Raw genomic sequence first — 19,289 nt, 5'->3', positions numbered from 1 at the left:
TGCGCGGACCGCTGCCGTGGCGGTCCGCGCTGCAGGTACTTTCGCAACACCTAACCAGAGCAACAACACCATGAAGCGACGTTCCACTGCCGCGCGCCATGCATGCGTCTCGGCTTCCCTGATTGCCGTTGCGCTGTCCAGCGGCTGCCATGATAAGACGCAGGACGCGAGCATCGACAATTTCACCACGACCATCAACGACTTCCTCGCGAAACGCGGCCATCTGTGCGTTGCGAAATACGACTGGCCGATCTACGTGACGACCGACGATCAGGCCGCTAACAGCCGCGACGCAGTGCAGATGCCGGTGCTCGAGAAGGTCGGGCTCGTCACGGGCAAGAACGTCGTCGTCGAACGCAAGGATGAGAACGGCAAGAAGATCACCGCGAACGCGCGCGCATACGATCTCACGGCGGAAGGTCAGAGGTACTACCTGCACGTTCCTGTCGTCATCGCAACGGGGACGTCGCGTGTCACGCATCCGGCCGACCTCTGTGTGGCGACGCTCAAGCTCGACAAGGTCGTCGGATGGGAGCCGCCCGTCACGCAAAATGGGCAGACGGCCACGTCGGTGGTGTACACGTACAAGATCGAGCCGGCGCCGTGGACGCAGAACGACGACGTGCGCCGTGTTTTCCCGATGCTCGCGCGCGTGATCGAAGGCGAGGGCAAGATGCAGTTGCGCGAAGGCGTGCATCTCACGTCGAATGGCTGGGTCGCCGACGAGATATTCCAGCGTTGAACATGCACGAGCCGGGCGTGTGCATCGCACAGGTCCGGCTAGCCAGAGCTACGTTATTGCGAAGCGGGCAGGATGCATACGCCCGCTAGCTTCGGCGCAGGCTTTGCCGCTCGGCGAAGCACTGAACTGACTAGCCTCGCGGCACGAACTGCCGCGAGCGTATCCACTTTGTCGCCACCCATTTTTCACCCGCGCGTAACGGCGCGCTCGCGTGTAGCGATGCCGGATCGCACCGGCCAGAACGGTTGCCGTACTCGAAATAGAATCCTTGGCCACGTTGCGGCACGACCGACCAGCCGACCTGCGGAAAGACCGTTTCGCCGCCGGACTCGACGTCATTCAGATACATGAGCAGCGTGCCCACGCGCTGACCGCTGCGCTCGATCGACTCCTGATTCGCGTCGTTGCCCGGCACCAGGTAGTCGACATGGGGCGTCGATTCCGCGCCGGCCTCGTAGCGAAGCATCTGAAGGCCCTCGCCGTTTTCGACAGGGAATCCGGTCAGTCCGGCGATGCGCTCCTCGATGTGGGCAATCAACGGTGTCTCGCGGAGACGAAAGAACATGCCGTCGCTGCTGCGATGTCCGGCCACGATGTTGCGGCCCGTGACGGGGTCGATGACGGTCGAGCGGACGAGGCGAGGGCGGGCAAGCGCGATGAGTTCCTCGCATTCGTCTGCGCCGAGCAAGTCGCCAAACAGGACGGCAGCGGGCCGTTGCGTGCGCAATAGCACGCGCACTTCCCGTTCGCCGAGGCGGATCAGCGGGCCTTCGGGCACACGCAGCGGCTCGGGTTCATAGCTGACGGGGGCGCTGCCTATCTCCAGCCGCTCGCCTGGCAGCGATGTGCCGTACAGCAGGGCTGCGGCGACGGCATCGACCATTGCGGCCGCCACTTCGACAGCCGTCTTGTGGCTGACGAGTTCATTGACCACGGACCGCGCTTCGACGCCGCGCGTGAGATTGTGCAAGATCCAGTCGCGCACCGGCGCGGGAAAATCAACGGTAGTCGACATCGTGGAGGAAGCGCCGTGGCAACGAGGGGAAACCTATTATTCTTAGGCGCGTTCTTGTCGTAGGTATGACAAGAGCCGAGCAGTAGTCGAACAATAGCCCCGACGCATCTTCACGTTCGCGGCTAATGATCCGAATCCTTGTACCCGTCGACGTTTGCTTTGGCGTGGGCGACCGATTTCTCGACGCCGCCGCCGCGATGCCGTCTGCCCGCGTGCTCGGCGAGCTGGAGACAGGCATCGGCGATACGAAGTAAGTCATCTTCTGAGGCGCCCTCGATGCCGATCAGCTTGTTGTTCGCGCCACTATGCGAGGCAAGCAGTTCATTCAGCTTCAAATGGACTGCCACACTGTCCTTCTTCTGGCTTTGCTGGATCTTGAAAGATGGGCCCCGAGATGAGCCAGACCGCGATGACGATGACGGCAACGCCGAACGCGACGGGAGAACCTGCCCATCGCGTGACCGTCGACGCAAACCGGTCGAACGCGCGGGTTACGGGATGTCGCGTCGCATAGGCTGGGCTGGAGGTATCGGGCACGCACTGCAGACGGTCGATGGGGTGTCGGTCAATCGATTGAGTCGAGCGCGTGAAGCCTCCGTGAGCGACGTTGCGTCATTCGGCCGTGCGGGGCATGGTTGGTCGGTTCGCTATCGTTCGGGCAATGCGCGTTCCGCGCGGCACGAGTACACCGCCTTGGGCCCTTGGGATACGGAAAATGATGTGGCGGTGGCTAGTAGGAAGCGCGAGGTTCGGCATCGACTGACTTGACGAACCATGAGAGAAAAGTCCGCGTCGTTCCATCGCTACGAGATCGTCGCAGCGATGACGCCTCATAGCGAACATCAGTCTATTTGTGCTGTTTCCTCATCATGTCGAGTGCGATCGTCGAATGAGCAAAGGCAGCGCCCGCGCGCATCTCGGCCGCGACCCAGATCGCCTCCATGATCTCGTTGTCGGTCGCTCCCGCTTTCATAGCCGCTCTTGTGTGTCCGCGTATGCAATAGGGACACTGTGTGACATGCGCGACCGCAATCGCGATCAGCTCCTTTGTCTTTGCCGGTAACGCTCCGTCTGCAAAGACGCTTTCAGTGAACGCCTTGAATGCGGCGAGCGGCGCGGGTGCAAGTTCGCGACGCCGGGCAGCAATCTCGGCGTCCGGCAGCGGATACATCGAATCGTCCATCATTGGTCTCCCAGGAAAGGCGCTACATGAGAAGTGCACTGTTAGCAGTTCAATTCGATCACATATCGCGCGTTGTAGACGACTTTCTGTTGCGCTAGTCGTTACAAGGGAGATAGAGGGTGACGAGCACCGACGCGTTTTCCAATGCTTCGAGCCAATGCGGCTCGCCGGCGAGGAGAAACAGCATGTCTCCGGCGCGCATCGACTGCGTTCCGGCGCTCGTGCCGAACTTGACGGCTCCCTCGATGCACTGCACGGTAATTTCGCCGGGCGCGCGATGCTCGGGGATGTGCTTGCCCATCGGGAGCACCAGTCGCACAACCTCCAGGTGATCCGAGCGCATGAGGGTTCTGGATTTGGAGTCCGGCAACGCATCGCCGAGAGGGCGAACGTCGATCAGTTCTCCCGCCGCCGCACGAGGTGAGGCCATCGCAGTTCTCGCTGTCAATCGGTGATCGTCACGCGGATCGCCCGCTGCTCGACGGCGCGACGTCTACGGCTTTCCCGAAGCGGATTCGCGTGATGGCGCGCCCGCGAACGCGCATCGGCGAAAGCGGGGCGAAATGGTTTGACGTCGATGCTGTTCGATGACGTTGCATCGACAGCGTCATTGTTTTCACCGAGGTACGCATATCGGCCGTGATCCTGTCCGCCAATAAGCAGTTGTTCGGGAACACGCGTCGCCAGCAATACGGTCGCCCAAGCCCCTAAACCCAATGCCATTCCTCCGGCAATGATCAGTTCCATCATGAGTTCACCTCTTATGCAATGCGGTCCCGCGTCATGCGGGTACGGACAGTTCAGCTTCAGCTTTGATCGACTTCATGACCATTCTCCGGTTGCTCTTGTCAGTAGGCAAATGCATTATTATTGCAATTGAGTGCAAAAACTTTGCTGTCAAACGATGGACATCACCTTGGCGCGTACCTTCCTGGAAGTGTCGGCGAGCGGCAGCTTCATTTCGGCCGCCGAGCGCCTGCACCTCACGCAGACGGCGGTAAGCGCGCGAATCCGCACGCTGGAGGAACAGCTTGGGCGTCGGCTTTTCGTGCGCAACAAGGCGGGCGCGCGCCTGACGACGGCAGGCGAGCGCTTCGTCCAGCACGCAACGACCCTGGTTCAGGTGTGGGAGCAGGCCCGCCAGCATGTGGCGCTGCCGCCCGGACGGGAGGAGGGCGTGAGTCTCGGCGGTGAACTCAGCTTGTGGCATCCGCTGCTCACCGACTGGCTCATCTGGATGCATCGCGAGTGCCCGGAGATCGCGTTGCGGGCGGAGGTCGACAGTCCGATGCGATTGCTCGATCGCGTGCACGAGGGCTCGCTCGACATTGCCGTTCTCTACAACCCGCCGCAACGTCCGGATCTGATTTCGGAGTTGCTGGTCGAGGAAAGGCTGGTCATGGTGACGACCGCACCGGACGGCGCGATGGATCCCGCGGAGTATGTGTTCGTCGATTGGGGGCCCAGCTTCGCGGCGAATCACCACGCAGCCTTTCCCGAATTGAGCAATCCGCCCGTGTCCATTTCGCTCGGCCCATTGGCGCTTACTTATTTGTTGTCAGTGGGAGGGGCGGGCTATTTTCGTATCGGCACCGCTCAACCATTTCTGGCGGACGGCCGCCTGCGCCTCGTCAAGGGCGCGCCGGAGTTTTCATGGTCGGCGTATGCCGTCTACGCGAGACGACAGGAGGGGCACGTCATCGATCGGGTCCGCCACGGCCTGCGCGCGGTCGCTACCTCATATGACGAACCGCCGCATCGCCACGATATCGGTTCGCGGCCCACTGTGCGGGGCGGCAAGCAACGAAAAGGCACGACCAGGCGTGGCTGACTGGTTCGGCACGGCTCGCGTTAAAAGCCACACGTTGCTGCACGCTAGCCTCGCAGTTCCGCTGTCAACGAGAACCCGGATACGGCGCATTTCGCTGAGCGCCGAAGGAATGCGAGAGCGCACTGCCATTTTCCACGGCGAGTGACAGGAGCGGCAGCGTCGATGCGCGACGGAGTCCAATGTAGCCTTCGAACACAAAAAGCTGTATCGTCGCATATGACAACTTTATGGTCATTTACGCCATGCGTATCGCCGTACTCGCTCTCGATGGAGTTTTCGATACGGGGCTCGCTGTAACGCTCGACGCGCTCGGAGCCGCGAACAAACTCGCTTCACGCGCGATGGGCGGGACACCGCGCTTCGACGTGACAGTCGTGGGCGTGCGCAAGAGAGTGCGCTCGGGGCACGGCTTCTCGATCCCCGTGCAAGCGATCACGCCGGCGCTGAAGCCGGATTGGGTCGTTGTTCCCGCACTCGGCGCACCGACTCCGGACTTGCTGATTCCCGCGCTGGAACGCGCGGATGTGAAGCAGGCCACCGCGCAATTGCAGAAGTGGCGGGACCAGGGCGCGTTCATCGCCGCGTCGTGTATCGGAACGTTTCTGCTCGCCGAAGCAGGCCTGCTCGATCATCGGGAAGCGACGACGACCTGGTCGCTCGCGCCTCTCTTCAGGCAACGCTATCCGAATGTCTCGCTCGACGAATCGCGCATGCTCGTGGCGACCGACATCGGCGTGACGGCGGGCGCAGCGATGGGGCACCTCGATCTCGCGCTCTGGCTGATCCGCAAGGCGAGCCCGGAACTGGCCTCGCTCGTCTCGCGTTACCTGCTCGCCGATATCCGCTCGCTACAGGCGCCGTACATCATCCCCAATCATCTGGCGCTGGCGGACCCTTTGATCGAGCGTTTCGAGCGATGGTCACGCGATCATCTGAGGGAAGGCTTCTCGCTGCAGGAAGCCGCCGCCGCGCTCGCGACCAGCCCGCGCACGTTGCAGCGCCGTTGTCAGGAGGTGCTCGGGAAATCGCCGCTCGCCTACTTTCAGGACTTGCGTGTCGAGCGCGCGCAATCGCTTCTGCACGGCAGCGGCCTCGACCTCGAAGCGATCGCCACCGAAGTCGGTTACGTCGACGGCGCGACGCTGCGAACGCTGCTGCGTCAGCGCCTGGGGCGGGGCGTGCGCGAGTTGCGCGCTGATCTGCGCTAGCAGTGAGTGCCACTGAACTCGTTTGCTTCGTTCCGCAGCGTCGCACATCGCGCTTCAATCACGGCATCGTGAATCGGGATTACGTCATGGCTTGCTCAGACGATCGAAGTCAATGCGTAGTCCCCATGGCGCAATCTGCTGGATGTTGCCTTCCAGCACGGCGTCCTCCGTACGATGTTGTCCGTCACTTTCCTCGATCGTCGCTCCGACGGGTTCCCATTTGATCAAAAGCGCCGCGACGAGCCCGAGCGCGGGAGCGAGCATCAGAAAATGCGGCTCCATGTTGTAGAAGCCTCCCGACGCAACGGCTTGCGCATCCAGGAACCGAAACACCGAATCGCATTCTTATCACCGGAAGCTTTGAGCAATGAACTGAAAACCGGCGAGAAACGAATGACACATATGTTCCGACGATGGCTAGGCGTTCTGGTGATTGCATCTGCTGTGAACTGCCCCGATGTGGCGCACGCGACAACCGCAATGGGCGTTCCGTCATGCGGCCAGTGGATAGCCCGAAAGAACTCTACCGCTGACAAGGCCACGAGCGAGTCCTGGTTACTCGGATATTTGAGCGGGCTCGCGACGGGAAGCCGGGTCGATATTTTGCGCGACACCGACTACGACTCGCTGATGGCGTGGATGGACAACTACTGCAACGCTCATCCGCTCGAGCGTGTGAGCGGTGGAGCGGCGCAGCTTTATCTCGACTTGCAGGGTCGCATGCCGAAATAGCCTGGTTCGTGGCGCGCAAGTGCGCTTAACGCCAGGGTCGATTCCGAAAAAAATTTCTCCGCGCGATTAATTTTTCAGCGGTATTTGACCGCAGTGTTACCGGTAATTATGTCTTGCCGGATAAAGGCGCGACACCCATTATCGCTGATTGTGCCGATCGTCGATCGAAGGCACCGCGTACTTGCGGGCGAATAACGTCCAATAATTACCTCATCGGACGAATTAGTCATCAGAGCCGCGCGCAGAATCTTTGCTCGCGCGGATCAGAAAGGCGGAATTTCCTTTCCGAAAATGAACATAGAAAGAATCGAGCTAATTAGACGAATGTACCTGCTTACATATGCAAATTGAGCCGCGATGCGCGTATTATTTACCCCGGTCGAACGGGCACGCGCGAATAACTTGCAGAATCGGTTATCCGCGAATGCCAATGTCTGCGTAATGCATCGGCGCAACGCATCGACGCAATGCGTCGGGATAGGCGGCAGTAGTGGCAGGATAAAAACGGAGAATCGTCGAAACCCGCTGCGCAACGGTCGGCCGGGTTCGAAAGGGTGCGCCTGCCAGTGTGGTGACACCCGCGCTTTAGCATCACCGCCTCCATAGTCGTAGAGGCGGTTCACGCAGTTCTCCATTTCCCCGCATCGAGCAGGCGAAGAATTGTTGTTACCAGTAAGGACTACTGCGTAATGCGGATTCGCTCGCGCCGTCTCTCCAGTTCAAGCGATCCACTGGTTGTGTTTGTTCTGAAAACTTTCTCGATAGGGACGAATTAAAAAATGATTAAACGACGTCAATTTCTCGGCGGCCTCACGGCTCTCGGCGGTGCGTATCTACTGAACGCGTATGGTCAAACTTCGGGGCTCGCAGCAGGAGCGTCGCCTGACGGGACGGCGATCCCTTCGGCTTCGTCCATCATCGACAAGGTGGGCTCGAAATGGACGGTGAGCAACGGTGTCATTTATCGCAATGGCAGTACCGTGGGCAACACGTACAACGTGTCGTTGCTGCTCTGGTACGGCGGAAAGATGTGGCACATCGGCACGGATGGACAGTTCTATGTGCATACCGACCTCGACAAATGGCTGCCGTGTAGTGATCCTCGCGTCGCTGTCGGCGCTCCTCCGGGATCGTTTTACGGCATCAACGGGCATTTCGACTATACGTACACGCCGGCGCAGCTTGTCTCGATCCTGAAGGGCATGGGCTGCACAAATTATCGTGTCGGATGTTCCGACGACCCGAAACAGGTGAATGCAGTCGTCAAACTGGCACAAGCGTTCCAGCCGGCCGGCATTTCACTGCTCGTGCTGATCAACCAGGGCATCTTCGATTCGAATGGCATTCTGTTTACCAGCGAATCGGCCGCATATAACCGCGGATTGCAGGCTGCGATGACCGTTGCCAATGCACTCAAGCCGTACGGTGTCACGGTCTATGAATGCGGGAACGAACTGACGCGGCAGGTTCCGACCGTCCTCGATTTCACCAGCGCAGGCACCAAAGCGATCGACTTCAACAACCTGAACTGGCCCGTCATGCGCGGTGTGATGCGCGGGATGATCGACGGCGTAAAGGCTGTTCAATCCGATGCGAAATGCGGCATCAACTTCTGTGTCGCGGATATTGGCGCAGCGGACGCGCTGTGGGACGGCATGCAACCGGATGGCTCCGGCGGCTATCCGAAGGTGCGCTGGGACGTCACGACGTGGCACAACTACGAGGTGTACGGCGACATCTTCAATATCGGCATTGACGGTGCAGGCCCCGGATTCGACTTGCCTACGTATTGCAAGGCCCGATATGGTGTGCCGTTCGTCATCACCGAATGGAACACGGGCCCAGAGAAATCCCAGGACTATCGCGCGAGTTACATCACGAGCACGCTCGGCAACTTCTATCCGGCGCGCAAGACGCACAACATTCAGTCCGTGATGTACTACATCCTCGACAGCGGAGACAACACCTTTGGCGTTATGACCAACGGAGTCGCACTCAATCCGCCGTACAGCGCATTCACGAGTTTCGTGTCGGCCAACCCGGACAGCTGACCTCAACGCAGGCATCGCGTCTGTGTCACCCGTTTCCACTCGCGTCGCGCGTGGAAACGGACGGGATCAGCCCGAGTCAATGCCGTACAGGCGCTTGACACGTTTCGCAAATCGTCCGACTATGTGTCCACAATACGAAGTTAATGTCCGTAATATGGACAATACATAGGAGGCGAGATGACAACCCTACCAGGTGGCGTCGATGCGATGACGCCCTATCAGCTTCCCAATCCGCCCGAAGCGTTGCGCGAAATCGTCGTCGAGTCCGCGATTCCGCAAGACGAACGCCTATGGGTTCCGCAGGCCGAAAACGTATGGTTCCGGCCACTGTGCCTGAACGTATCGAGTGGCTACTGGATGAACCTGCTGCGTGTGCGCAAGTCAGGCGTGCTGAGCCGGCATCGTCATCCGCAGGCCGTGCATGGGATGGTGCTCAAGGGGCGATGGCGCTATCTCGAACACGACTGGATGGCCACCGAAGGCAGCTATGTGTTCGAGCCGCCGGGCGAAACGCACACGCTGTACGTGCCTGAAGACGTCGAGGAGATGATCACGTACTTCCAGGTCAACGGCGTGATGTACTACTGCGATCCGTACGGCAAGCACACCGGTTATGAAGACGTGTTCACGAAGCTCGACATGTGCCGCGCGCACTACGAGCAAGTCGGGCTCGGCGCGAACTACGTCGATCAGTTCGTGAGGTGAGCGGTGAGCGCACCTTTCGAATTGCGCCGCGCATCGTATGACTTTTCCGGTGCCGTGGCCGTCGTCACGGGCGGCGCGCGCGGCATCGGCGCCGCGATTGCGCGGCGGCTCGCGGATCGCGGCGCGTCGGTGGCCGTATGGGATCGCGATGCCGAGTCGGCCGACGTCAGTTCCCACGATTCGCGCATCGCGCGCTTCGCCGTCGACATCACGGATCTCGCGTCCGTCGAGCGCGCCGCAAACGCGACGCTCGAACGCTTCGGCGGCATCGCGCTGCTCGTCAACAACGCCGGCTATGCGGGGCCGACGATGCCGCTCGAACAATACGATCCTGCCGAATGGTCGCGCATCGTCGACGTCAATCTGACCGGCACCTTCAATGTTTGTCGTCAGCTGGTGCCCGCACTGCGCGGTCGGGGACACGCACGCATCGTCAACATCGCATCGCTTGCGGGCAAGGAAGGCACGCCGAATGCGTCGGCGTACAGCGCCGCCAAGGCTGGCGTGCTCGCGTTGACGAAGTCGCTCGGCAAGGAGCTCGCGCAAACGGGCGTGCTCGTCAATGCGATTGCGCCTGCGGCCGTGCGCACGTCGCTGCTCGAACAGATGTCGCCGTCGCACGTGCAGACGATGATCGACAAGAGCCCGATGAAGCGTTTCGGCGAGCCCGATGAAGTCGTCGAACTCGCGCTGTGGCTCTGTTCGTCGTCGTGTTCGTTCAACACGGGCGCGGTGTTCGATTTGTCCGGGGGCCGCGCCACTTACTGATTCGTCGTCGTCAAACACCCTTCCACATAGACTCAAAAGAGCATTCGGAGGAGACAACACATGCAACCGAAGACCCCGCGCCTGCGGCGCATTCAATGGATCGCGCTGACGTTCCTGACGCTGGCGGGCATCGTCAATTATCTGGATCGCAGCACGCTGTCCATCGCCAATCATTCGGTGAGCACCGAACTGGGCCTCTCCGCTTCGCAGATGGGCCTGCTGTTGTCGGCATTCTCGTTCGCGTACGCGTTTTCGCAGCTTCCCGTGGGCGCGATGCTCGACCGCTTCGGCGCGCGCGTGATGCTCGGCCTCGGCATGTTCGTGTGGTCGTGCGCGCAGTTGTGCGGCGGCCTCGTTCATACGTTGCCGCAGTTTCTGGCAGCGCGCATCGCACTTGGCATCGGCGAGGCGCCGCAATTCCCTGCGGGCGCGAAGGTCGTCAGCGAATGGTACGCGCTGCGCGAACGCGGCAGGCCAACGGGCATCTTCACGACCTCGTCGACGATCGGACCCGCGCTTGCGCCGCCGATTCTCACGGTGCTGCTGCTCGCGTTCGGCTGGCGCTGGATGTTCGTCGTGATGGGCGTGCTCGGCATCGCAGTGGCGATCGGCTGGTACCTGATCTATCGCAATCGCGGCGACGTGACGCTCGAGCCGAACGAGGTCCGGCATCTGACGGAAGAAGAACCGCTCGCGCGCGCCGAACGCAAGATGACGTTCGCGGAATGGCGCGGCCTGTTCACGTCCGCAACGACGTGGGGCATGATCTTCGGCTTCATGGGCGTCATCTACATGGTGTGGCTGTATCTGACGTGGCTGCCCGCGTATCTCGAACACGAGCGCCATCTGACGATCGCGAAGACGGGTTGGGTCGTGTCGATTCCGTACATTTTCGGCACGCTCGGCATGCTGTCGAGCGGCTTTATCGCCGACGGCCTGATGGCGCGCGGCATGGCGCCGATGCGCAGCCGCAAGTGGCCGATCTGTTGCGGGCTGATCGGCGCGGCCGTGTTCACGGTGCCCGCCGCTTACACGCCGACGCTGACGCTCGCGATCGTCTATCTGTCGCTTGCGATGTACTTCGTCAATCTCGCGAGCGGCGCGGCGTGGGCGCTCGTCAGTGTCGCGACGCCGCGTCATCTGGTGGCGTCGCTTGGCAGCATCCAGAACTTCGGCGGCTATTTCGGCGGATCGTTTGCACCGTTCATCACGGGCATGGTCGTCGATCAGACTCACTCGTTCGTCAACGCGTTTCTGATCAGCGCGGGTGTGTCGTTCGCAGCGGCGCTCGTGTACATGTTCGTCGTGCGCGTGCCGATCGTGGACAAGGGCGAGCACGGCACCGCCGCGCAAGCACGCGTGACACAATCTTGAACTCGCACATCGACATGACGTTTCAACACGATCTGTTTGCTGGCAAGACAGCCGTCGTCACAGGCGGCACGCAGGGCATCGGCGCGGGCGTCGCGCGCTATCTTGCCGCGCTCGGCGCGCGCGTGATCGCGGCGGCGCTTGCGCCGACTGACGCGCAACGCAGCGCGCTTGCCGCCGAAGGCATCGAGACCGCGTCGCTCGATGTCGCGTCGAAAGACGATGTCGATGCGCTGTTCGCGTCGCTGACGTCGCTCGACATGCTGGTGAATTGCGCGGGCGTGATACGTCGCGGCGACGAACTCGATCCCGATGTATTCGCTCAAGTGCTCGACGTGAACCTGACGGGCACGATGCGCGCGTGCGCAGCGGCGCGGCCGCTGTTGCGCGAGCGCGGCGGGGCGATCGTCAATACCGCTTCGATGCTGAGCTTTTTCGGCGGCGGGCTCGTGCCCGGCTATAGCGCGAGCAAGGGCGGCGTCGCGCAGTTGACGAAGTCGCTCGCGATTGCCTACGCGACCGATCGCATCCGCGTGAATGCCGTGGCGCCCGGCTGGATCGCGACGCCTCTTACGCAGGCGCTGCATGACAACGATGAACGCTCGCGCGCGATTCTCGAACGCACGCCGCTCGGACGCTGGGGATCGCCCGACGATATCGGTCCCGCAGTCGCGTTTCTCTGTTCGCCGGGCGCGTCGTTCATCACGGGCACGGTGCTGCCTGTCGATGGCGGATACCTGGTCGCGTGACGCCGCAGCCGTCCGTCGATGCGGAAACGGCGCGGCGTGGCGGCTCGTTATAATCGCATCGCCTTGTTCCGTTTCTGAAGCGATCATGTCCAATCCCGCCACCGACGCCATCGAAGCCGCACGCGCCACGGGCACTGCTGCCTTCTCGAAGTTCATGTCGGTCCTGCAATTGATCGCCGATGCAAAGGATGCGCCGAGCGTGCCGCAACTGGCTGCGTCGAGCGGCTATCCGCGTCCGACCGTTTATCGGATCGTCGGTGCGCTGATCGCGGAAGGGCTCGTCGTCGAGAGTCTGCGCGGTGGAACATTCGAACTGGGGCCGCGACTGATGATGCTCGCGAGCCGCAGTTGGGAGCGCTCCGACGTGCGAGTCGCCGCAGCGGACGCGTTGCAGGCATTGCGCGACGCCACACAGGAAACCGTGCATCTCGCCGTGCGCAGCGGCAGCGAGATGGTCTACATCGAGAAGCTGGAGAGCCCGCACGCGGTGCGCATGGCATCGCGGATCGGCACGCGCGTGACGCTCTATTCGAGTTCGGTCGGCAAGGCGTATCTCGCTGCACTGGATCGCGCGTCGCGCGACGCATTGCTCGAAGGCCTGACGCTCACGCGCTTCACGCCCAACACGATCATCGAGCCCGCAGCGCTGCGCGCCGAACTGGATGCCACGCGCGAGCGCGGCTATGCGGAAGACCGCGAAGAAAACGAAGCGCAGATCTTCTGCTACGGATGCGCGATTCGCAGCGCGGACAGACTGCCGATTGCGTGTATCAGCGTCAGCATTCCGCTATTCAGGCGCAGCGAGACGCCGCTCGAAACCTACGTTGCGCCCTTGCGTGCCGCGTGCGCGGCCGTTGCAGAAAGGCTGGGGCCGGCGCCGCGTTCGGCAGGCTGACGCGGTGGTCCGGATTCACGCCGGTCATAAGATTGCCCCGGCACGACGCGACACTTAGCCAGGCTCAGCGCCAAACGTCCGCGTCACTCCGTTTTCGTCTTCTCTGGTTCGGGCTGCTGCTTCGGCTCGGCTCCGCGTTGCGTCGGCGCTCTCGTGCACGCATCCGGAGGTGTGACATACGGTACGTCATTGCAGCAGCATGCATAGACCGGAAATCCGTACTGGTTGGTGCGGATGATAGTCGTTGGCCCGTGCAGCGGGCACACCGCTTTCATGGCGCCTCCTGAAACTCGTTGGTCAACTGTTTCTATCGTACTCGTGGCTCGTCAGTCCGGCACGTTCCGTTGCCATCAGATGTCGTGTCGTAGTGGAGAATTGCTCGAAACGTCGTTACCATCGGACAGCCGCAGATCTGCTTACGGCGTTATCAAATGATCTACGCCACCACAACGGTAGGCGGATACAGTCTCTATCGCCATGTCCCTGCTGCCATCGTCTCCGTTGATCGACCAGGTGTTGCGGACCGTCGCTCGTCGCTATCGTTTGCCGGCGTTCGCCGACACGCCTGATCAGACACAAAACGCCAGTCCGTCGACGGCGCTCGCGATTGCGATCGAGCAGGCCCGCAGGGCAGTGGCGCGCGACGAAGTGCCGGCCGCACCCGTGAAGCGCCTCTTCGTCGAAGCACTCGCGCGTCTGATCCATGACGCGATGCGCACGCAATCCGGGGACCCTGTTTTTCAGGCGATGGTACTTCGGCACCGGGCGGCGCAGGTGCGTGAGTATGCATCGCTGTCCGCTCGCGCGGATCAGGACCGCCGTCTGATTCATGCGACCGTCAATGCGATCGCGCATCCGGCGAAACAGCAACGACTCCTGCCAGGTCCGCAGCGTGAGGCGCTGGCTCAATTGCACGCGTGCGCGTCCTCAGCATCCTGGTCAGAACTCCATGATGCCGCGCGACGCCTGCTCCGCATGCCGGAGATTGCGAACGAATCGTCAGTCGAGCGCGGCTTGACTCGACTACTCGACAGTCCCGAGCTGGAACGCTTGCATCGTCTCGATGCATTGGCGTCGGATGATCTCGTGCGTCAGTACCGATCGCTGTGGGATCGGCACGGTCTCCGCTCGGGAAGCTCTGACGCCGCTGCGCAAGGCGTCGCGTCGCAGCAGCGTGGCGCTGCCGTCGAAGCATCGGCCGCACAGGCGCTCGAAGCGCTGGCTCAACGACTCAACGCGGTGCAGAGCGATCGCGCGTCATATCGCGTCGTGACTTCGATGCGCGTGCCGCCTTCATTGCCCGCCAGCCCCGAGCGCGCCAAAACCGAATGGGACGTGGTCCTGTTGAGACGTGCGAACGCGGATGATGGAACAATCGTCTGGGACGTTTGCCTGCTCGTCGAGGTCAAGGCCTCGGTCGATGCCGCAACGACCGATCTCTCGCGGCTGCTGCGTGGATTGCGCCTGCTCGCACATGCCGAAGAAAACGCCGTTTATTCATTCGAGACGCGGCAAGGGACGGTGCGTCTGCGCGGCGCGTCGCTACGCGCGCTGACAACCGACGAAGCTGCTCTGACCAAAGCGGTTCTCTATTGCTGCGATGCGCCCGCGGAAACGACGCCGCGCCTGCTTGGCGCCGCCAGCCGGATGCAACTTTTGTCCGCGCAGGCGAGCCTCGAATTTGCCAGCGCCACGGCGGAAGGGCGACATGCAGATTCGCAAGACCTTGAGCCTGTGTGGCATCAGTTGCTGGAATCGCCTCGATGGCGTGCTGTGCTTCACCAATATCCGATGCTGCGCCAGGTGCGTGATCTGATGGTTCATACTGAAGATCTGCTGGCCGCGATCGACGGCACGGCTGATAACAGCTGATCAATCGTTGGGGGCGCCCATGACATCCACCTTCAATGTTCAGGCGGCGGCCGGCTATGAACAGCTGATGGGCCGCTGGAGCAAACGGCTCGCTCCGCTGTTCGTCGACTTCGCCGGACTTCGTGACGGCGCTAGCGTTCTCGATGTCGGCTGCGGCACCGGCAGCCTGGCCTTCGAGCTGGCGAAGATCGCCAGCCTCGAGGAAATCGCCGCAATCGATTACTCGAATGTCTTCGTCGAGGAGGCGATTCGGCGCAACGCCGACCCGCGCATCAAGATCCAGCAGGCCGACGCCTGCGCATTGCCCTTCGATGACGCAAGCTTCGACGGGGCGCTGGCCCTGCTCGTGCTGCATTTCGTGCCGGACAGCGGCAAGGCGGTGGCGGAGATGCGCCGCGTCGTGCGGCCGGGCGGCGTGGTTGCTGCCGTCGTGTGGGACCATCTCGGCGGCATGCCCGGCATGCGCATGATGGTGGACACGGTGGCCGCCATCAGCGAATCCGGTCGCCAGTTGCGCAGCCGCTATTGCTTCCAGCCGATGATGCAGCCGGGCGAGATGACGCGGACATTCATCGAGCAAGGACTCGCCGACGTCGAGCAAACGGATCTGATGATCCGCATGGACTATCGGAACTTCGACGATTACTGGGCGCCCATTGCCGCGGGCGAGGGGCCGCTCGGCCAGTACATGACGACGCTCGACGCCGCCGAACGCGCGCGCACGGATGCCGCCGTGCGGGACGCCTACGAAGCCGGGCGGCCCGATGGCCCGCGCTCGTTTGCCAATGTCGCCTGGGCGGTCCGCGGTATCGTGCCTTGAACCTGCGGTCCGTGGCGATCCCATCGAGAAACTGCGCGACCCGATTGACCGTCAGCAAACCGACGACCGTTTCGATTCGCAACGTCAAGAATCTTTCCGGTTCGGTTTCACGTTGGGTACAGCGCGAGCGTGTGTTTCTTTTTTCCTCATGAGCGGCCACTGCTCACTCACGGGTATTGGACCAAAGACCAATATCAAAACCGGTACTCGGTTATTAAGCTGATACCGTGGAAAAATATCGCCGGACGCGAACTCCAACAGCGCTTGACTGGAGGCCTTCACTGGAGGTTTCGCATGACAGCATTCGTCGATCATCCGGCCGTCCTGTTCATCGTGCTTTTAGTGCTACTGGTCGCGGCAATCGCCTTTGGCGCATTCGTCCTCAGACGCATACCGATGCTTTCAGGCGAGCACCCGGAAGATTTCAACATAGTGCAGACGTCAACGCTGACATTGCTCGCGCTGCTCATCGGATTCAGTCTCTCGATGGCAGTCAACCGCTATGATCAGCGCAAGAATCTGGAGGAAAGCGAGGCAAATGCGATAGGCACCGAATACGCGCGTGCCGATCTGGCGGGTCCCGCCGTCACCGCGCAGATGAAGGCTGCGCTGGTTCGCTATACGCGGCTTAGACGGGCCCACTATCTGACGAGAGACGCACAGGAGATCGCGCGCAACGAGCGCGAGACGGCCGACCTTCAGTCCGAGCTATGGCGTCTCGCGGCGCAGGTGGCCAATGAAAACCCGACACCTGTTGCGGCCGTGATCGTCACGGGCATGAACGACGTGCTCAACTCGCAGGATTACTCCGAGGCGGCATTGATCAATCGCATTCCGATCGGCGCATGGATATTGATGTTCGTGGTGGCGCTATTCGGGTGCGTGGTTCAGGGATACGGCGCAAAGGGTGATCTTCGAAGAGGCTTGCTCATCGCAATCTTGCCGATAACGGTCGCGATGTCGCTTGCGCTCATCGCGGATATCGACAGTCCACGAGGCGGGATCATTCACGTTCAGCCACAGAACCTCACAAGGCTTTTGCAATCGCTCGGGAAATGACAGCTCTTCGACGTCCCGCAGGACGCTTGCCATGATGTCCTTCACCGCGCCCGTGCGGCAAGGCGCGTAATCATACGTTCAGCCATCGCGCGGTCGATGACTTCGAATGAGCGGGTCGTGCGCTCATAGGCATACATGTCGCCAGTCGCGATGTCGAACCACCAGCCGCTCAATACCAGTGCCTTGGCCGTGACCTGCTGGTGGACGATCGGGTATGTCATCAGATGCTCGAGCTGCACAAGTACGTTGAGTTGCGACAGTTGATCGTGCGGTTTCAGCCTGCCATCGAGCGGACCTTCGTGTTCGAGGCGAAACGCTGCGTTGTTGGCGTGGTACAGCCATTTGTCGAGGTTCGGCGCTTTCAGCCTGGCGTTGCGTGTATAGACGGCTTTCATCGCACCGCACTCGGAATGCCCGCACACGACGATATTCGCGACTTTCAACACCAGCACTGCGTACTCGATCGCGCTTGCCTCGGATAGGTCCCCCGTAGAGGCTCCCTCCGCAGTCGCCGGTGGTATCAGGTTCCCGACGTTGCGCATCGTGAACAGATCGCCCGGATGGGTCGAGGCCAGCAGGTCCGGCACAACGCGGCTGTCCGAGCACGTGATGAAGAGCGCATCAGGTGTCTGCGCAAGCGCCAGTTTGCTGAACTGCTTCGCGTATTGCGGCAGCATGTTCTCGCGGAATTCAACAATGCCCATGATGAGTTTGCGCATGGCTCGCCTCCGAAAGGGCTAGTTGTTTGCAGGGGAGGCTGCCGAACCTCCAAGCCCTTGCGAGTCGGGGATACGGGCCAACGCCAGGTCCTCTGGGAATGGATGCTTCGAGGCAATTGCGCGATCGAGCAGTGTCAACTCGACGCGCAATGCGTCATGACGATGCTCCGGCAGGCTCTGGATGAGGTTCTCAATCGCCGCGCGCAGACGTCTCGCGATTTGAATGCTGCCCGCGCCGCACTGGCGTATCTCGCGGAAACTGATGTGCACGAAGTCTTCCCAATTGGGCGTCCGCAAGATCACGCGCACCTGTCCCGACTTATCCATGATCTCTTCGACGTGCAGCGATCGTTTGCCCACCATGCGCAAGAGTCGGTGCAACTGGTCGATTGCAAGCACGGCCGTGGTCGGATCGTTGATCGCCGCCGACAGCGCTTTTAGCGCAATATCGACCAGGATGCGAAACGCGAACATCGGGTCTTGTTCCATCGTGCGCTCCGTCCCGAAAGCGACGAGCGTGCGCAGCCTGTCGTCATTGATTGCGTCGGCGTTCCCGTATAGATAAAACAGGGGATCGTCCACCGCGACGAAATCGCCGACTTGCGGCACGAATTCGATGACTACGTCAGCGCGCCGCGCCTTGGCCACCAGCAATTGCAGATTGACGGCCAGAACGATGCCGGACGTCCCGCGCTGACGAACAATGCGATCGGGTATGCCCCGCTCTTTGTCACGTTCCGGCTGGAGAATCGCACCCCTGGTCGGGGCGGGATAAACGCTCTCGATGACCGCGATCCCTTGCTCCCCGACGCGAGCCACGAGGCTTACGGGACGCAGTGATTTCGCGGCGTAATCGATCAGGAAAAGGAAAGCGACGACGGAAGCGAATCCGCATAGCGCTGCTATGAACACTTGAAGCTGGTGTACTTCATTCTCGCCCATCCAGCCCAGCGTCCTGTTGGCGAACAGCAGCGAGAAAACGAATAGTCCCGAGATGCCGCGGATGATGTTATCGCGCAGCAGCGTCGTCGCGATGATCCGCGGGGTGTACTGCCCGCCCGCGACCTGGATCGCGACCAGCAGCGAACCGAACGTGAACACCAGAAAGGCCAGGTCTGCGGAAACGATGTCACCGACCAACGACCGCGCCCCCGTCATCGACAGCCCGAGAAAACCGGTTTTCGGATCAAGGATTCCTTGTCTGATCATCCACCTTCCCACCATTTCAGTGAGAGGCTTCAGCACGGCATAGATTGCGACTGCGATGAGCGGCACAGTCCACAGCGAAGTTCTCAGGTAGCTCTTCAAGCTGTACCAGCGATTCCAGTCCATGTTTGCTCTCCCGACGATTCACATTGCGGCGGAGACCAAGGTGTTCGCGGGTCGCAAGGTGGCATGCGAAGGAAGCTTCCCGAGCGCGCGCGGGTGCGCTTGCACGCCGTCACTTCCTCCGGTGTCGTCTTGAGATCGCGGTCGACGCCATTGCGGTGCTGTCTGATCGAGCGGTGAGGCGGATTGCCGCCGCCCTCAACATGCTCGATAAACCGAATCCGCCGGTCATGGGGAGTT

General features: G+C 61.4%; 20 protein-coding genes and 1 pseudogene. 13 read left to right on the top strand and 8 right to left on the bottom strand.

Translation table 11 applies throughout. The features are described 5' to 3' along the window. Positions 1 to 70: 70 nt before the first annotated feature. Positions 71 to 742 carry a hypothetical protein gene (locus GCT13_RS22575; RefSeq protein ID WP_152761802.1) on the top strand — a complete coding sequence of 224 codons (672 nt, stop codon included), beginning with the start codon at positions 71 to 73 and terminating at the stop codon, positions 740 to 742. A 130-nt stretch (positions 743 to 872) separates the two neighbouring features. On the opposite strand, the gene GCT13_RS22570 is transcribed toward GCT13_RS22575, so the two are convergent. The 5 genes and pseudogenes from GCT13_RS22570 to GCT13_RS22550 all read right to left on the bottom strand — a co-directional run bounded on the left by GCT13_RS22570 (position 873) and on the right by GCT13_RS22550 (position 3,690). Further along, a complete protein-coding gene (locus GCT13_RS22570; protein WP_152761800.1) occupies positions 873 to 1,757 on the bottom strand; it encodes a 2OG-Fe(II) oxygenase in 885 nt (294 codons plus the stop codon). 122 nt (positions 1,758 to 1,879) lie between these two features. Continuing rightward, a pseudogene (locus GCT13_RS22565) lies at positions 1,880 to 2,327 on the bottom strand (low affinity iron permease family protein). Positions 2,328 to 2,604: 277 nt separating this feature from the next. Continuing rightward, positions 2,605 to 2,928 carry a carboxymuconolactone decarboxylase family protein gene (locus GCT13_RS22560; RefSeq protein ID WP_227746944.1) on the bottom strand — a complete coding sequence of 108 codons (324 nt, stop codon included), beginning with the start codon at positions 2,926 to 2,928 and terminating at the stop codon, positions 2,605 to 2,607. Between the two features lie 106 nt (positions 2,929 to 3,034). After that, positions 3,035 to 3,370, bottom strand: a complete 336-nt coding sequence (locus GCT13_RS22555; RefSeq protein ID WP_152761798.1) for a cupin domain-containing protein — start codon at positions 3,368 to 3,370, stop codon at positions 3,035 to 3,037. Between the two features lie 14 nt (positions 3,371 to 3,384). Beyond that, the gene (locus GCT13_RS22550) at positions 3,385 to 3,690 is read right to left on the bottom strand and encodes a hypothetical protein (protein ID WP_152761796.1); all 306 of its coding nucleotides are present in this window, start codon (positions 3,688 to 3,690) and stop codon (positions 3,385 to 3,387) included. Positions 3,691 to 3,856: 166 nt separating this feature from the next. On the opposite strand from GCT13_RS22550, the gene GCT13_RS22545 reads away from it, so the two are divergent. Both GCT13_RS22545 and GCT13_RS22540 read left to right on the top strand, forming a co-directional pair. After that, positions 3,857 to 4,771, top strand: a complete 915-nt coding sequence (locus GCT13_RS22545) for a LysR family transcriptional regulator (protein ID WP_321574543.1) — start codon at positions 3,857 to 3,859, stop codon at positions 4,769 to 4,771. A 242-nt stretch (positions 4,772 to 5,013) separates the two neighbouring features. Continuing rightward, positions 5,014 to 5,979, top strand: coding sequence for a GlxA family transcriptional regulator (locus GCT13_RS22540; RefSeq protein WP_152761870.1), 966 nt, complete (start codon positions 5,014 to 5,016; stop codon positions 5,977 to 5,979). Between the two features lie 84 nt (positions 5,980 to 6,063). Here GCT13_RS22540 and GCT13_RS22535 read toward each other — a convergent pair whose 3' ends face one another. Next, on the bottom strand, positions 6,064 to 6,312 hold the full coding sequence (locus GCT13_RS22535; protein ID WP_152761791.1) for a hypothetical protein: 249 nt from the start codon (positions 6,310 to 6,312) through the stop codon (positions 6,064 to 6,066). Between the two features lie 27 nt (positions 6,313 to 6,339). On the opposite strand from GCT13_RS22535, the gene GCT13_RS22530 reads away from it, so the two are divergent. The 10 genes from GCT13_RS22530 to GCT13_RS22480 all read left to right on the top strand — a co-directional run bounded on the left by GCT13_RS22530 (position 6,340) and on the right by GCT13_RS22480 (position 17,001). Then, complete coding sequence (locus GCT13_RS22530; protein ID WP_152761789.1) at positions 6,340 to 6,711, top strand: hypothetical protein; 372 nt, start codon at positions 6,340 to 6,342, stop codon at positions 6,709 to 6,711. Positions 6,712 to 7,490: 779 nt separating this feature from the next. After that, positions 7,491 to 8,762 (top strand): hypothetical protein, encoded by a 1,272-nt coding sequence (locus GCT13_RS22525; protein ID WP_152761787.1) that lies wholly within the window; start codon positions 7,491 to 7,493, stop codon positions 8,760 to 8,762. A gap of 177 nt (positions 8,763 to 8,939) precedes the next feature. After that, positions 8,940 to 9,467 carry a 2,4'-dihydroxyacetophenone dioxygenase family protein gene (locus GCT13_RS22520; protein WP_152761785.1) on the top strand — a complete coding sequence of 176 codons (528 nt, stop codon included), beginning with the start codon at positions 8,940 to 8,942 and terminating at the stop codon, positions 9,465 to 9,467. A 3-nt stretch (positions 9,468 to 9,470) separates the two neighbouring features. After that, entirely contained in the window at positions 9,471 to 10,235 is a 765-nt protein-coding gene (locus tag GCT13_RS22515) for an SDR family NAD(P)-dependent oxidoreductase (protein WP_321574542.1), read from the top strand. A gap of 60 nt (positions 10,236 to 10,295) precedes the next feature. Beyond that, on the top strand, positions 10,296 to 11,609 hold the full coding sequence (locus tag GCT13_RS22510) for an MFS transporter (RefSeq protein WP_152761783.1): 1,314 nt from the start codon (positions 10,296 to 10,298) through the stop codon (positions 11,607 to 11,609). 14 nt (positions 11,610 to 11,623) lie between these two features. Then, a complete protein-coding gene (locus tag GCT13_RS22505; RefSeq protein ID WP_152761781.1) occupies positions 11,624 to 12,355 on the top strand; it encodes an SDR family NAD(P)-dependent oxidoreductase in 732 nt (243 codons plus the stop codon). Between the two features lie 85 nt (positions 12,356 to 12,440). Then, on the top strand, positions 12,441 to 13,250 hold the full coding sequence (locus GCT13_RS22500) for an IclR family transcriptional regulator (protein ID WP_152761779.1): 810 nt from the start codon (positions 12,441 to 12,443) through the stop codon (positions 13,248 to 13,250). A gap of 477 nt (positions 13,251 to 13,727) precedes the next feature. Further along, positions 13,728 to 15,122 carry a 3-deoxy-D-arabino-heptulosonate 7-phosphate synthase gene (locus GCT13_RS22490; protein WP_152761775.1) on the top strand — a complete coding sequence of 465 codons (1,395 nt, stop codon included), beginning with the start codon at positions 13,728 to 13,730 and terminating at the stop codon, positions 15,120 to 15,122. A 19-nt stretch (positions 15,123 to 15,141) separates the two neighbouring features. Continuing rightward, on the top strand, positions 15,142 to 15,942 hold the full coding sequence (locus GCT13_RS22485) for a class I SAM-dependent methyltransferase (RefSeq protein ID WP_152761773.1): 801 nt from the start codon (positions 15,142 to 15,144) through the stop codon (positions 15,940 to 15,942). A 294-nt stretch (positions 15,943 to 16,236) separates the two neighbouring features. Further along, on the top strand, positions 16,237 to 17,001 hold the full coding sequence (locus tag GCT13_RS22480) for a bestrophin-like domain (RefSeq protein WP_152761866.1): 765 nt from the start codon (positions 16,237 to 16,239) through the stop codon (positions 16,999 to 17,001). Between the two features lie 41 nt (positions 17,002 to 17,042). Here the strand turns inward: GCT13_RS22480 and GCT13_RS22475 are convergent, their stop codons facing one another. Continuing rightward, a complete protein-coding gene (locus tag GCT13_RS22475) occupies positions 17,043 to 17,720 on the bottom strand; it encodes a carbonic anhydrase (protein WP_152761771.1) in 678 nt (225 codons plus the stop codon). Between the two features lie 18 nt (positions 17,721 to 17,738). Further along, complete coding sequence (locus GCT13_RS22470) at positions 17,739 to 19,052, bottom strand: DUF2254 domain-containing protein (protein ID WP_152761769.1); 1,314 nt, start codon at positions 19,050 to 19,052, stop codon at positions 17,739 to 17,741. Positions 19,053 to 19,289: the final 237 nt, after the last annotated feature.

Origin of the sequence: Paraburkholderia franconis (assembly GCF_009362735.1) — a bacterium.
In the GTDB taxonomy this organism is placed as follows: domain Bacteria; phylum Pseudomonadota; class Gammaproteobacteria; order Burkholderiales; family Burkholderiaceae; genus Paraburkholderia; species Paraburkholderia franconis.
This window is presented reverse-complemented; position numbering and strand designations above follow the sequence as displayed.